Raw genomic sequence first — 14,257 nt, 5'->3', positions numbered from 1 at the left:
CTCACTCCGACGGCAGGATGGAAGGACCGGCAACAACATCCCGCGAACAGGGCACGTGCAGTAATTTGACTTAGCCTAGCATTTTATGTTGCATGTTGATGAAATATGTGGTAATTTATAGTCAATATTGGTAATAGCCGGTGCGGAAGAACCGCCTCTCTCATGCTTAGCTGCATGACAGGGGCGGTTTTTTTGTCGTGTCAGGGTTTTGCATTGTAATAGATTGGGGTGATAGAGCATGGACATGCATGAACCGGGTAAACGGATTGGGGATGTGCTGGGTAACCGCTACCGGCTTACCGCTACGCTCGGCCGTGGTGGCATGAGCATTGTGTACTTGGCTGAAGATTTACGTTTGGCCGGCAAGCGGTGGGCTGTTAAAGAAACGAGACCGTCACAGAGAGAAGCAATTGCATCCTTGGCTGAGGCAAATATATTGATTCAGCTGCAACATCCGAATTTGCCGGAGATAGTAGATTATTACCCGACGGATCGGCACGGGTACAGTTATTTGGTGATGGATTATATTGAGGGGGAAACGCTGCTGCAGCGCTTTGAAAGGCAGGCTAGACGTATGTCGGCATCACAGATTATCGGGTATGCGCTTCAGCTGTGTGATTTATTCCACTACCTTCATAGCCGCCGTCCGGAACCGATCATTTACCGGGACTTGAAGCCGGCCAATCTGATGATCGATATGGAGGAGCGGGTTCGACTGATCGATTTCGGAATTGCCCGCAGTTTTAAGGCTGGGCAATCTGAAGATACCGTGCGGATAGGCACGGTGGGATTCGCCGCCCCAGAGCAATTTGAGGGAGGTCAAACGGATGCTCGTACCGATTTGTATGGGTTGGGCGCGCTGCTCTACTACCTGCTGAGCGGCGGGCAATATTACCATACAGCTCGCAAGTCACTGACGGAGCTGGATGCTGGAGTACGGCCGAGCCTGGCGGGGCTGGTGGAAAAGCTGCTGCAGGCGGAGCCGGAAGCGCGCTGCCAGACCGCGGCTGAGACGCGGGGAGAGCTGCAGCGCATACTGGCGGAGCAGGAGCAGGAGCAGGGCGGCGTGCGCGGGCTGGTCGGCGGACCAGGGCGGTTGGGCAGTAGCGTACGCAGGCTGGGCAGCGGCGCGCGGGCGCAGGGTGCGGCCGCGCCGGGCGATAGCGCAGCGCAGCCGCGAGTGGTTGCGGTGGGCGGCTTGTATGCGGGAGCAGGTGCGACTTTCGCGGCGCTAGCGGTCGCCCGTGCCCTGCATCGACTGGGCGTGGCACACGCGGTTCTGGAGGCGCCGGCCCAGCAGCCGGAGTTGTACGGGCTGCTGTTCGGCGAGAAGCATGCGCCGCCAGGTTATCGCTGCTATGACGAGGCCTCTGATGGCGACCGGCAGCAGGCCGCGTGGACGGATGGCAGCACACTGTGGCTGCCGTCCGCAGGCATGCCGCGCGTGCAGCCCGCAGCCGGCCGTGCCGCCGACGCCTCAGGCAGGGACAGCGGGTTCGCAGGCAGCTCAGGTGGCTCATACCGCATCGAATGGCCGCTGTTATTTGAGCGATTGGTCCGACCAGTCGTGCTGCTCGATGTCGGCTCGGACTGGCGCGTGGCGGCTGCTGACGGCCTGTTGAGTACAGCTGCGGAATTCATTTATGTGATCGATCCGCTGCTGCACAAATTGGAGCTCAAGTCGGCTCGACGCAACCTGCAGCAGCTGCAAGAGCTGCGTGAGTCCGGTATGCGCGTGAGCTGCTTTGCCAACAAAGCGGTCACCTCCGGACATACGGCACAGTGGTTGCGTATATTGCCTGAATCACCGGCATGCATATTACCGGCGGTGGATTTCGCCAAGCTGACGGAGGCCAGCTGGTTGGGCATGCTTGCTCAGGACCATCCGGCCGTGAGGCGACCGTTGGACAGGGCACTGAAACCGTGGCTGCGGGGTTGGCTGCCGGAAGGCGGGGCACGGCGAAGGGTCAATGCTTCACATCGCACAGGCAGACCCAGTTCGGCAGTAGTTGGGGACCTTTGGAAAACAGATAGAGCAGGTGAAAATGCACGATGAATATTTGGTATCGGCTCCTTTACTATTTGTTGGTTGTGGGGCTCTGCCTGTCAGGGCCGGCGTTATTGATCGGTTGGAAATGGTACATAGAGCCTAACTGGGGGTCGGTGGAAGTTCTTCAGGCAGCGCGTGCGATAGAGCGGGGCAGCCGACTATCCCAAGCAGATTTGAGATTAGCGAAAGTAAAAAAGGAACAGCTGGTGAGCGGAGCGCTAGTGGATTGGACCGCAGCATTGAACCAAGAGACCACACGTGCTATTCGACTGAATGAACAGATCACGGATGCGATGGTAAACACCGAGCACTTGATTCCGTCTCCCGATGAGTGGAACATGCCGCTGCCTGCTGAGTGGATGTTCGGTAAGCCGCCAGGGAGTCTCTTACGCGGCGATAAGGTTTCCCTGCTGCTGGTGAAGAAGGAGGACGGGGACAGAGCGGCCGCTCAAGCCGGTGAACAGGAGCCATCCAGGGAGTTGTTGCAGCAACTGGACATCCCTTTTGAGGAGGAGAAGAAACTTCAGGAAATCGTCGTGAGTTTTGCCAAGGGGACGAACAACCAGGAGGTGGCGGCGTCTGACGACAGGAAAAAGCCGACAGGCACGGTCAGCACCATTGAACTGGTGGTCTCGAACGAACAAAAAGAGTTGATCCGTAAATACGGCAGCATGGGCTACACATTTCTTATCGTGTATCGGTAACCGAGAGGAAGAAGCTGATTGAATTAGTTGAATAACTGTCATGCATAAGGAGGTAGACCATATTGAACATACATGTTGTATCTGGAGATCGGCGGTTGCTTACCGCGCTGCGGTCGTCCGGTGAGTATTCATCCGTTGCGCCGGTGATGCCCGAGATGGCTGCTGAATTGCTCATGGACCATGCTGTGCCAGCGCTGGCGCAAACCCATGTTGAGGAGACTAGTGGCGGCGGCAAAGAGGCTAGGGTCCATGTGCCAGAGGCTGCGTCCCATTTTGTCGGGAGAGCCGCTGCAGCAAACATGAGTACAGGCGTGGCCCATGAATTTAAAGCGCCTAGCGTACTGCCAGGGGATGTGTGGCTGGTCAGTGACATGATGATGGATATCAATGAGGCTACAGCTCTACATGCGCGCTTTCCGGACCACAAACTTATTTATATGCTAAGCAACAGCCGTGACCCCGCATCATTAAAAGCTAAACAAACCCTTTGTGCGGCGCACGGCATCGATTTTGTGCTGCCGTATTTCACTCCGGAGCAGACGGCGCTAGAGGTATCCAGACTTTGCTTATCCAAGGAGCGCATAAACTCCAAGGTGATGACAGCTATCGGCGCACTGCCGCAGATGGGGCTGACGTCCAGCCTGATCGGCGTAGGTTTGACGTTGGCCAAGCTGTCAGGCAGGCGTGTCGGCATCCTCGGTTTGAACGGCTGGAATCCAGGCGACACGGGTCTGCGTTACAGCGCGAAATATATGGACGAGTTATGGGGCGCTCTGCAAGGCAAACAGCTTCAAGCGGAAGAACTGCGCGGCAAAATGCAGACGCTCGCGCCGAATGTGCACTATCTTGCAGGGAACCGCGACTTGAAAAAGCTCTACTACTATAATACAGACGGCGTCTCATGGCTGATTGAAAAGGCGAGAGAAGCCTTTGACTTTGTACTGCTCGATGCGGGCAGCTACCCGGATCATGCGATGGCCGCCCAGAGCATCCATGCGGCCGATTTTCTTGTGGTGCAAATGAATCAAAGCTTGCAGGCCAAAACGCAATGGCAGCGGATGCGCGAACACATATTACAGCCCGTGTTTCGATGGAGTGAACGTCAATCCATGCTCCTATTCAATACAATGCACCGCTCCGCGGACATGGAAAATGAGAAGCAGCTGTCCCGCCAGCTGGCTATGCCATATTTGGGCAGTCTGCCTTACGTGTCGGCGTTTTACCGCAGTGAGACAGAAGGCAGCCTGGCTTCACGCGTCTGGCCGGAGTATGATAACGAGCTGCAAAAAGTCGGCAGGGCCATCATGCGCTACTACAACCTGCAGCCATCCCCGGTAGCACCGCACACGCAGAATTCATCTGCCCGGATCAGCAGAGGCTCATGGCTGCGCTGGATGAAGCCGGCGGGGGAGGCGTGACACATGACCAGTCAGTCACAGCGGTCGCAGCCCTTGGAACGATTTCACGTCGGCCAATTTCGCCCGGGCGCGCTTACGGACGGCAGCGCAGCTTCAGATACCACGGTTGCCGCCGCATCCCAGGTCACGGTGCCGACTGGACAGCATGCCGGCAGTGCAGCGTCAGAAGATTTCGCGCATGCATGCCTGGCCTTCAAAGAATTAGCGGGGGAGCGGTTTAGCGGTGTTTTGCATCAGCGTTATAGGGAGGCGGAACGCGAGTCGTGGGACAGAGCGGCCATCGATGAGGCCGGCGCCTTCGTGGAGCTCGAGAACAAAGCGATCATTGGGATCCCGGAAACCGTCACGGCGATCATGGAACAGATCCAATCGTATGTCGATCAGCAGGGGCTGCACCAGATGGAGCTTCCGGTATACTATCAGGGGCTTCGGGATTATGCTCGTCCGGAGCAGCAGTGCTACTCAGATGTCACGCATGCAATGTTCCATGAAATCTATGGCTTCAAGGCCCTCGCATGTTGGCAAAAATATCCAGACAGCTATGCGGCCCAGATCATTGGCACGTCGATTTGGATACATCACAGCGGCCGCCATCAACGTATGCCGTTTGAGTTTTCCTCCAACCAGGAGGTGGATAAGATAGTTCGGGTGCTCACACGGCAAAAGGAAGACGCAATCGTTAACCTGTATAACACAACGCTGGAAGTAGATTTATATACGGGTGAGCGTGTGACGTTAACGGTAAAGCCGGACGTACGCCACGATGTCATTACGTTTCGGCGGTTTTTGATCGGCCGGGTCACAGTTGACGATTTGGCAGATGAACGGCGGCGGACCATTCCACCGGAGGCTGTAGCTCTACTCAGAGGGTTTTCCAAAACTCACTGTAACTTATTGGTAGTCGGACCGCCAGGCACTGGAAAGTCTACCACCCTGAAGGCAATATTAGCCGAAAGGGAGGATCACTACACGGGGGCTGTTATCGAGAAGCATTATGAATTGGCGGCAAGCCGCGACTTTCCGGAGAAAAAATTGATTGAGCGTGTCACCCACGAAAGCACGTTTCATCATGCCATGGACCAGGTGCTTCGGTTTGACGTTGATTACGCGATCATCGGGGAGGTGCGTAGAGTAGAGGTGGAAGGGGCGATGCTGGCGTGTGAGCGGCTGCTGAAGGGATTTGGCAGCACGTATCACACGTGGAAGCCTGAGACAGTGCCGTCACAATTCGCGAGGCTGCTCTGCAGCCTCAGTGCGGGCGCACGTTTTGCGGAGGAGGAGAAGCGGGTCGCGGAAAACATCGACCTGCTGCTGGTGCAGACGCAAGACGCGAGTCGCACCCGCAAAAGAATTAAAAGCGTGATGGAGCTCCGCTACAATCGCCATACCGCAGAGATTAGCACACACGAGCTTATGCGTTGGGACCAGCGAACCGACACGTGGACTTACCGCAGTGATCTTAGCAAGAGGCTGCAAAAAGAAATGTATGATGTGGATCCAGGCTGGGCAGCCAACACGCTGGCAGTGCTGCGTAAGCTGGCGGAGGAACGTCCTATACCGGCAGGAGACGGAGTTGTGGTTTATAATCCTGCAGACACTAATCCGTTGAATCGCATCAGCCAATCGCTGAAGCAGATGACGAATGAGGCCGGACATTGCGGCAGTAACAGCCCGCCGGCTCTGTCGCATAAGGCAAGCGTGGCGTTTGTTGAAGAGGGAGGGGACTGAGCCGTGGCGGAAGCTTACGCCCTTTTAAATACGATGGCTCTTGCCGCAGCGGCTCTGGTATTCACCTCGGGACTGTACCTGCTCCTGCAGCCACTGGTACGGCACTTGCGAACAGTGCTTCGCACCGAACGCCGCCATCAAATTCGTATGAAAGAGCTGTACACGCAGTCACTGCGCCCACGCATGCCAAGCCGCGTCGCAGCGCTGGCAGGCTGGCTGCAGCGCGAGCTGGAAATGCTTCTCAAAGCAACCCAGCGTGAACGCTATTCGGACACATCATTGCAGCTGTTTGTGTTATTCACATCGTCGAGCGCCCTTTCGGTCGGGCTGATTGCGTTCTTTGCGACAATAGATGCGAGGTTTAGCTTATTCGCCGGCGGGCTGACTTTCGCCATTCCGATCGTTTATTACCGCATTAAGCTGCGAAGCTTGCAAATTCAAAACGGCTATGATCTCGCAGAGGCTGTAGGTATTCTGAGCAGTAAGTACAAGGTTACCAGGGGAAACATGCGCACCGCGCTGCAGCTGTCATGCCAGGAAATCGGCTCCGCACCGATTCGGCGGCACTTCATGAATTTGATACGGGAGGAGTTGAATTATGTTGACTCGCGCGAAATGGAGAAAGCGGTTGAAGAATTTATTTATAGTATTAAGACATCCTTTGCCAAGCAACTAGGCCTGACCGTGCTGAAGGGGTTGGTACGAGGAGAAAACGTGGAGAGCACCCTGATGGCCATCGACAAAAACATACACAAGCAAATCGATGTACTGCGGGATGAGGGGGATTCCAGCTCCGAAATACTGCAATTAAGCTGGCTCCATGTGCTGCTGTTTCCGTCACTGCTGTTGATGATGGCCGTCTTTATTGGTTATAACAGCACATTACATTATCAGCTTGGCACCGAGCAGGGACGCTTTTGGTTCACGGTAACGGTATGTTTCATTGTCGGTGCGCTGCTGTTGGCTGTGTGGTTTCGGCGTCCGCCGAATGATTATTGACGCGCGGGTGACGACGCGTTGCTTGTCAATGCTGCCATATACGCGGACAACCGATTACCCCCATTGAAGTAAATGGAGACAGCCCAACCACTGACACAAGTCTGCCGGTGCCAGTTTTGCAGGGAGGTGATTTAGCGAATGCTAGACGGGCAAAAACTTTATACTTTCAGCGGTATAGCGCTGGATGTGCTCATTTGTCTGCTGTATATATGGGCGGCATATCTGGTGCACCGACAGCTCCGGTCACCCATTTCGATAAAGCATATGACAAGACTGCAGTACTTGCGGTTAAAAAACTGGCTGCACCAACCGGAACTGGAACTAAAGCTGGCGCGCACCGGCTACCCGTTTAAGCTGAATGCCTGGCAGCTGCAGACCATACGCTATGGCGTGGCCGTGCTGTGGCTGATGAGCAGCCTTTACAACCTGCTGTTTTATTGGGAACTGCTTGAGCTCCCTACGATATTGATGCAAGTGTGGGGCCCGATTGTCTTTCTTTTGCTGACTAATACGCGAGCCTCGCTACTGACCTACTTTTTAAAAAAATACAAGGAGATCGACGACGGGGAGAAGAATCGAGAGCTATTTATGATTTACAGTATGATCGTCGACGAGCTGAGAGGCGTTGGCAGGCGCAGGCTCAACTTGCACACGCTGCTGACAAAACTCCGAGACTACACGTCCCGCATCAAACCCTCGCTCAATCGCGGGCTGAGGTTGTTCGATGAAGGAGCTCCTGCGGCGCTGCAAGTCATCGCCGAGGACATCGGGACAAGGGAAGCGCGAGAGCTGTGCAAGCTCTTAGCAGACCTTGAGATGACTCCACCGGAACAGATTTCGGCGTTGGTCGACGCAAGAGAGGAGAGTTACACGCAGATGCTGCGTGAGAACCGGCGCCGGCGCCGCAAGTTCTTCGGTAATCTCGCTTATGCGGTTGCATTCAGCCCCTTGTTGATTTATTTATGGAATGCTCTCAATATCGCCCAGCAATATGTGACCGATCTGGCAAGGAACACCAACCAGCTCGGATAAAACTTAAGAGGAGTGATGCATTGTGAAACCGGCATTGGAGAAATTTTTGATCATTGCAGCCACACTGGCCGCGATCGGCCTGTTTGTTTATGTAGCTCTCTGGAGCTCAATCAAGGAAAAGAAGACGCAAATGGACGATTTGTTCAATAACACCAATGTGCCGACAAGTTTTCATCATCAACCGTCCCAGTCCGCCGAGCCATTTATACTTGGCTCCGCTGCCGGAAACAAGCTCATCGGCAGTCTACGCGTCGATACCGAGGGCACACGGCACACATCCCTGTCTCTCTTAAGCGACAGCCGCCAGTCTGCATGAAAACTGCGCTAGTTGAGATGCTCACCGTGTACATTTTGCTGTTGCTGCTGTTTCAGCCGGTCCTGCACGATATTTATTCCACACGGGCCAATGCCGTGGAGATGGTGCTCGACAGTGCGATTCAAAAAGCCGCTAACGCTGATAATGGCAGGTTTACACCCGAAATTATCGATGAGATGCGATACACGTTGGAGCATACTTTTTTGCTGGATGGGGCGGACATTCGGTTCAATGGAACCACCGAGCTGACTCCGCGAGGCGAATATATTGAGGGAACACTCTATGTGAAAAGTACGCCTCGGTGGCTGTTCCGTACTTTGTTTGGCAGTCCAGATAGGGAACCGCCTGAAATTGTGCGTCACGCCAAGCAAATGAGTGAAGCGATGGTGAGGTGAGGCAGCGTGAACCGAGTGCTGTTACTTTTTTTTGTAGTGCTCATGTTTTTGAACACAACTGGCTTTCAGGCGGACCGTTACGTTACTACCACTACACATAACCGGCTTAAGTTTGCCATTAACCGTGGCGCGCATGATGCCTCACTCCAGCTTGATAAAGCGCAGCTCGCTGAGGGCAAAATCGTTTTCGAACGAGATGCCGCCCTCCTGGCCTTTAAGGCAGGAATGAACCACAACTTGCAGCTGCACGAGAACGGAACGCCGCGCACCAGAAGTTTACTTAGCGATGCACCTGAGATAGTGTTTGAGGATTACGTGGATGACAATGACGCCAATATCGTTTTTCCTTTCAGCTATGTTCGGGAAAACCAGGGCATCAGAAAAGTGCTCAAGGGTCCGGCTGTTATATATAAAGTGAAGGTCAGACTTCCTCGGCATCATGTGTATTCGTACGAGGGCCACGTGTATAAAACGGTGATTTATGAGTATCCGTTTCGTGAGAGAATCGTCAATTAACCATATGGAATACAAAAAATGGGGGTGTATCATATGCTGTTACCTACATCACATATGCACAAACCTGCCGGATCACACGGAGTTGTTATCGCGAGTCTCATGCTGTGGTTAGCGGCATTCGCACCGGATCGGGCGTACGCTGCCGCATCGGTCCCGCCTCCGCCAAGTACGATTCACGTGGACAACAGTTCGCCGGACACTCAGGATCAGGTTACCGTGACGAGATTGAGATCGGGGGATGTGGTCAAAGTTTATGCCGATGCAGGGGCGTCAATGCCGCTAGGAATCGCCACCGTGGCCGGTGGATCGAGCAGCGCAACTGTCGATGTCGGTCAATTGGGCTCTGCTTCCGGCCATATTTTCGTGACGGGCACTCAACCGTCCTACTCGGAAAGCCGGCGGATTGTCAAATCTTTTTCTGCAGAGCCGACCTCATTGCCCCTCCTCCTAGCGCCATCAGCATTGTTAGCTCTTGGACAAGTGAGTATCACCAATGCTTTCAACGGTACGGGAGATAGTGTTCTGGTCACCGGTGTGCGTGCCGGAGACATAATGCGGGTATATACGTCGGAACGTGCCGCTGCTCCAATCGCACAAGCGACCGTGCATGCAGGCCAGGACAGTGCAGTCGCGTCACTGCCGCAGCTTGGGGCGGGCGAGGGAACAGTATATGTTAGCGTGACGAGTCCCCCACTGTTGGAAAGCGCGCGCGTGGCGAAACACTACAGTCAAGAGCCTGTCACGGCTTCACCCTTCCCCAGGCACTATCACTGTGATCAATGAGGCGGAGGGCGTGGCCGACCGCATCGAGGTGCGCGGCCTGCCCACCGGCACCAAAGTGAAAGTGTACACCAGCGCCACGGTGGCAGATGCAATAGCCGCTGAAACAGTCGGGGAGGGTTCAAGCACCGCCGTGGTGAGCGTCCCCCAGTTGGGCCCACAAGCCGGATTCATCTACGTGACGGCGACTTCGCAATCGGAGGCTGAAAGCGCGCGTGTGATTAAAGCGTATGCGTCCGAGCGGGCGAGCTCATCACCTGAGAGGGCGAACATCAAGATAGATACATAATGCCGCTGGGTCAAGCGATACGATTGAGGTTTTCGGACTACGCGCAACTGACGTTGTCAAGTTATACACGGACGAAGCTTCAACCACACCGATAGGTAGTGCTGCGGTTGCGTCCGGGGAAGCGTCGGCATTAGTGCATGCCAGCCTCCCCGGTTCCAACTTTGGCGTGATTTATGTCACCGTAACCCAGTTAAATGAAGAGGAAAGCGCCGGCATTCCCAAGATTTATCCGTCTGAGCCTGTGACAGCACCGGTATCCGCACATCACATCCGGATGAATAACATCACCGAGGGTGTGGGCGGTGACGCAGTTACGGTGTTGCAGTTGCGGGAAGGCGACACTGTGAGGCTCTACTCCGACGCTAAGATGTCCGCAGCGGTTCAAACGATGGCGGGAGTCGACGCGGTCACTACAGTTCAACCCGGGCAGTCGGTGGCAACATTGGATAATCTCAGGCTTGATGATGAAGGAGGCATTCTCTACATTAGCGTTACGGCGCAGGGCAAGCGGGAGAGCAGCAAAACGATTAAAAAATACGAAGCACAGTGAGAGGCAGGGTGAGGACCATATGAGACACCGTTAAATCCAAGGTGAACAAAACTAAGGTTTTGATTGCGGTTGTGTGTATCCGTGTTATGCGTAAGATGCTGTACTGCAGCATACCGTTGCTGCTGTCGATGAGCCTGCTGGTGCAAGGGGCAAATTCTCGAAGCCGCCGCATACGGGGGAGTATCCGGCTATGGTGACGGTTCTTTTCGGCCGGACGGCGTGGTGCATCGACAGGAGTTTATTGCAATGTTGGCCAAGGGCTTGCATCTGCCGATTATAGCTCATGCCACAGAGGCGACGGAATCGGCAGGAAATATACACTTGCAATCACTGCATGATGCCGGAGTGATAGAAGCGGCAGATTATACCGAGGACGAAATGGCACAGGAACTATCGCGTGCGGAAATGATCAAGCTCGTTGAGCGCATTGGATCCTGAAGCCAGCGGCAAGCGCCCAGAGGAACAGCGGCAAATAGCGGTAGCCTTCGGTTTACTGGAAGCTGACGGGGCTGAGCAACTCCGCCCCACCGCGACGTGCACAGGCGGTTATCGTGCTGCACCGGCTGCGTGATGCGCTTGGTCTCGGCGAGGAATAGTCCGTGCAGCTCTATCTGTACAGCGCTGTTGAAACCTGTATTCATTCATAACATGACCAACCCGCGCGTAAAGCAGCGGGTTGGTCATTCATTAAGCCCTTCTCCAGAGCAGCGGATTGGTCATTCATTACGCCCTTCTCCAGGCCGACTTTCTTTGTATGGATTAATTGAATCTGCCTGCTTGGTTGGTCCCTACGCGGGAATCGGCATCTCCATAAGTGTGTGCATTCAATGACTCATTCGTGCGGAACGTGTCATACACGGCAGCATTACGATCCGCGTAGGAATCGACCATAACTAGAATATTTCCCTCATTTACATAATCGTTGTAACGGTTCGCTTCTTCTTCCGGAATACCAAGCCCGATCAGGCCTCCGACCAGTCCGCCCGCTCCAGCGCCTACGGCTACACCTGTCAATGTGGTTGCGATAGGCCCGGCTGCAAGAATCGGTCCCACGCCCGGCACGGCCAGCAAACCGAGTCCTGCGAGAAGTCCGGCTGCTCCGCCCAGCATGCCACCGGCTGCTGCGCCTGTCGCCACACCTTCGGGGGCCTTACTGCCGGTCTCCATTTCCAGATTCTCCATATCCTCTCTGTTTTTCGTAATAACGGAAATTTCATCCGAACGGTAACCTTGCCGCTTCAGGCCCTCAATCGCTTGGATTGCTTGCTCCTCTGTGCGAAATACACCAACAATTTTCTTGTTTTCCGTATTCATGATATTACCTCCCTATTATAGATTGGTTGAGTAATTGTCACTGCAGTATTTACTTACCCGTTAGCAGTGAAATGAAACCTTGTACCATCCGTACGCGACTGTCGCGGTGCCTTCGTCATCCCTTAACTTCATGAAATCTTCATTTGTAATTCATTAAGATTTCATTCCATCTTCATCGCACCTTCATGCAGGGGACAAACTCGGATGTTATCATTTGTTGAGTACAGAACAAACTTAAACTAAGTTTAAATATACCAGGTGGAACAATGAGGAGGGTACATATGTACAAAACGGTTATCATCGGCACTGGCCCAGGCGGTCTGACATCCGCAATTTACTTGGCTAGAGCAAACCTAAAGCCGCTCATCATCGAAGGACCTGAGCCGGGCGGACAGCTGACTACTACTACGGACGTCGAAAACTTTCCCGGATTCCCGGAAGGCATCATGGGTCCGGAACTGATGGATAACATGCGCAAGCAAGCGGAACGATTCGGCGCCGAATTCAAGTCAGGCTGGGTAAATAAAGTGGATTTTTCCAAGCGTCCCTTCACTCTGGAAGTAGAAGGCATGGGTGAAATTCAAGCGGAATCCGTGATCGTTTCCACCGGAGCTTCTGCCAAGTATCTGGGCATTCCGGGCGAGAAAGAAAACGTTGGCCGCGGTGTTAGCACTTGTGCTACTTGTGATGGATTTTTCTTCCGGAATAAGAAGATCATTGTGATAGGCGGAGGCGATTCCGCAATGGAAGAAGCGAATTACTTGACGCGCTTCGCTTCTGAAGTGGTATTGGTTAACCGCCGTACCGAGCTGCGCGCCTCGAAAATCATGCAGGACCGCGCTCGCGCGAACAATAAAATCAGTTGGAGCCTCAACCGGACACCGCTTGAAGTCGTCGCTGGTGATAATGGCGTGACCGGATTGAAGGTTAGAAACAATGCAACCGGACAGGATGAAGTAATTGAAGCTGCGGGTGTGTTTGTAGCGATCGGACATACGCCGAATACCAAGTTTCTTGGTGGCCAGCTGAACACGGATGAGCACGGATATTTGCTGGTGAAGCCCGGCACTACCGAAACGAATATACCAGGCGTGTTCGCATGTGGTGACGTGCAGGATAGCAGGTATCGTCAAGCGATCAGCGCGGCTGGAACAGGCTGCATGGCGGCGATCGATTGTGAAAGGTACTTGGAATCCGTTGAAGCGGAACAGCTGCACGTATAATTCGACCATTTTTATACAAGATAAACTAAGGAGTGTTTTTCCATGGCATCTGAAGCTAACGTTATTGTGTATTCAAGTTCAAACTGCCATTTCTGCGGTCAGGTAAAAAAGTTTTTGAACGACCAAGGAGTTGCATTTGAGGAAAGAAACATTGACTTGGATGAAAAATATGCGGAAGAACTCTGGAACACGGGGATGAGATCCGTTCCTGTAACCGTAATCGGCGACAAGAAAATTCTTGGCTTCAATCAAACACAACTGAACAAGGCTATCGCCGAACTCTAAGATATAAAAGAAGGAGACATTGACGATGACACAATTTACAAATCCAGCATTGGCAACCCGTTACCCTTTTGCAAAAGTAGGACTGCCCGCTCCGTCGTTTAAACTGAAGTCTACAAAAAACATGGAAACCCTGGAGGAATACGTTTCTCTTGAGGATTACCGCGGCAAATGGCTAGTATTCTTCTTCTGGCCTTTCGACTTCACGTTCGTTTGTCCGACTGAGATCATCGCTTTTAGCGATGCTTACAAGGAATTCCAGGATCTAGACTGCGAAATCGTGGGCGCGTCCGTGGACAGTGTGTTCACACATAAAGCCTGGACGCAAACATCGCGCGATCAAGGCGGTATTGGCGCCGTCAATTATCCTATGGTTTCGGATTTCAGTAAAGAAACAGCTCACGCGTATGGTATCTTAGACGACGAGACAGGTGCGGCTCACCGAGGACTGTTTATCATTGACCCTGAAGGAATCCTCCGCTATCAGGTGGTAACTGATATGAATGTTGGCCGCAGTGTAGACGAAACATTGCGGATATTACAGGCGCTGCAGGCCGGCGGACTATGTCCCGCGAACTGGAGACCTGGGCAAAAGACACTCGGTTAATGCACTTTTTATAAAGTTGAAAATCAAACACATTGGTTCCGCCCCTAGCAGGGC

Annotated in this window: 17 protein-coding genes and 1 pseudogene; 17 read left to right on the top strand and 1 reads right to left on the bottom strand. The window is 53.7% G+C overall.

The window, feature by feature from the left end; all coding sequences use genetic code 11:
* Positions 1-238: 238 nt before the first annotated feature.
* The 14 genes and pseudogenes from CBW46_RS10985 (at position 239) to CBW46_RS10925 (ending at position 11,215) form a co-directional block, all read left to right on the top strand.
* Positions 239-2,056 carry a serine/threonine protein kinase gene (locus CBW46_RS10985; protein WP_089200066.1) on the top strand — a complete coding sequence of 606 codons (1,818 nt, stop codon included), beginning with the start codon at positions 239-241 and terminating at the stop codon, positions 2,054-2,056.
* Positions 2,053-2,754 (top strand): SAF domain-containing protein, encoded by a 702-nt coding sequence (locus CBW46_RS10980; RefSeq protein ID WP_089200065.1) that lies wholly within the window; start codon positions 2,053-2,055, stop codon positions 2,752-2,754. The genes CBW46_RS10985 and CBW46_RS10980 overlap by 4 nt, the downstream gene beginning before the upstream one ends.
* A gap of 62 nt (positions 2,755-2,816) precedes the next feature.
* Positions 2,817-4,172 (top strand): P-loop NTPase family protein, encoded by a 1,356-nt coding sequence (locus tag CBW46_RS10975; RefSeq protein ID WP_089200064.1) that lies wholly within the window; start codon positions 2,817-2,819, stop codon positions 4,170-4,172.
* A gap of 3 nt (positions 4,173-4,175) precedes the next feature.
* Positions 4,176-5,900, top strand: a complete 1,725-nt coding sequence (locus CBW46_RS10970; RefSeq protein WP_089200063.1) for an ATPase, T2SS/T4P/T4SS family — start codon at positions 4,176-4,178, stop codon at positions 5,898-5,900.
* Positions 5,901-5,903: 3 nt separating this feature from the next.
* Complete coding sequence (locus CBW46_RS10965) at positions 5,904-6,899, top strand: hypothetical protein (protein ID WP_089200062.1); 996 nt, start codon at positions 5,904-5,906, stop codon at positions 6,897-6,899.
* 138 nt (positions 6,900-7,037) lie between these two features.
* Positions 7,038-7,931 carry a hypothetical protein gene (locus tag CBW46_RS10960; RefSeq protein ID WP_089200061.1) on the top strand — a complete coding sequence of 298 codons (894 nt, stop codon included), beginning with the start codon at positions 7,038-7,040 and terminating at the stop codon, positions 7,929-7,931.
* Between the two features lie 22 nt (positions 7,932-7,953).
* Positions 7,954-8,247: a hypothetical protein gene (locus tag CBW46_RS10955; protein WP_089200060.1), complete on the top strand. Its 294-nt coding sequence runs from the start codon at positions 7,954-7,956 to the stop codon at positions 8,245-8,247.
* Positions 8,244-8,642: a hypothetical protein gene (locus tag CBW46_RS10950; RefSeq protein ID WP_089200059.1), complete on the top strand. Its 399-nt coding sequence runs from the start codon at positions 8,244-8,246 to the stop codon at positions 8,640-8,642. The genes CBW46_RS10955 and CBW46_RS10950 overlap by 4 nt, the downstream gene beginning before the upstream one ends.
* A gap of 6 nt (positions 8,643-8,648) precedes the next feature.
* Entirely contained in the window at positions 8,649-9,158 is a 510-nt protein-coding gene (locus CBW46_RS10945; protein ID WP_089200058.1) for a hypothetical protein, read from the top strand.
* A 33-nt stretch (positions 9,159-9,191) separates the two neighbouring features.
* Positions 9,192-9,941 carry a hypothetical protein gene (locus tag CBW46_RS10940; protein ID WP_089200057.1) on the top strand — a complete coding sequence of 250 codons (750 nt, stop codon included), beginning with the start codon at positions 9,192-9,194 and terminating at the stop codon, positions 9,939-9,941.
* A 10-nt stretch (positions 9,942-9,951) separates the two neighbouring features.
* Positions 9,952-10,227 carry a hypothetical protein gene (locus CBW46_RS10935; RefSeq protein WP_089200056.1) on the top strand — a complete coding sequence of 92 codons (276 nt, stop codon included), beginning with the start codon at positions 9,952-9,954 and terminating at the stop codon, positions 10,225-10,227.
* Between the two features lie 133 nt (positions 10,228-10,360).
* Positions 10,361-10,777: a hypothetical protein gene (locus CBW46_RS10930; RefSeq protein WP_089200055.1), complete on the top strand. Its 417-nt coding sequence runs from the start codon at positions 10,361-10,363 to the stop codon at positions 10,775-10,777.
* Positions 10,778-10,927: 150 nt separating this feature from the next.
* Positions 10,928-11,008 (top strand): annotated as a pseudogene (locus tag CBW46_RS22290) (S-layer homology domain-containing protein); the annotation flags it as partial.
* A gap of 15 nt (positions 11,009-11,023) precedes the next feature.
* Positions 11,024-11,215: a hypothetical protein gene (locus CBW46_RS10925; RefSeq protein WP_243633263.1), complete on the top strand. Its 192-nt coding sequence runs from the start codon at positions 11,024-11,026 to the stop codon at positions 11,213-11,215.
* 321 nt (positions 11,216-11,536) lie between these two features.
* Here CBW46_RS10925 and CBW46_RS10920 read toward each other — a convergent pair whose 3' ends face one another.
* Entirely contained in the window at positions 11,537-12,091 is a 555-nt protein-coding gene (locus tag CBW46_RS10920) for a general stress protein (protein ID WP_089200053.1), read from the bottom strand.
* A gap of 281 nt (positions 12,092-12,372) precedes the next feature.
* Between CBW46_RS10920 and trxB the strand changes: the two genes are divergently transcribed.
* The 3 genes from trxB to CBW46_RS10905 are packed head-to-tail and all read left to right on the top strand — an operon-like array spanning position 12,373 to position 14,203.
* Positions 12,373-13,314: a thioredoxin-disulfide reductase gene (trxB, locus tag CBW46_RS10915; RefSeq protein ID WP_089200052.1), complete on the top strand. Its 942-nt coding sequence runs from the start codon at positions 12,373-12,375 to the stop codon at positions 13,312-13,314.
* Positions 13,315-13,356: 42 nt separating this feature from the next.
* Entirely contained in the window at positions 13,357-13,599 is a 243-nt protein-coding gene (locus tag CBW46_RS10910) for a glutaredoxin family protein (protein ID WP_089200051.1), read from the top strand.
* A 25-nt stretch (positions 13,600-13,624) separates the two neighbouring features.
* On the top strand, positions 13,625-14,203 hold the full coding sequence (locus tag CBW46_RS10905; RefSeq protein ID WP_089200050.1) for a peroxiredoxin: 579 nt from the start codon (positions 13,625-13,627) through the stop codon (positions 14,201-14,203).
* The last annotated feature ends 54 nt before the right edge of the window (positions 14,204-14,257 follow it).

Origin of the sequence: Paenibacillus xerothermodurans, from assembly GCF_002220865.2 — a bacterium.
In the GTDB taxonomy this organism is placed as follows: Bacteria; Bacillota; Bacilli; order Paenibacillales; family NBRC-103111; genus Paenibacillus_S; species Paenibacillus_S xerothermodurans.
This window is presented reverse-complemented; position numbering and strand designations above follow the sequence as displayed.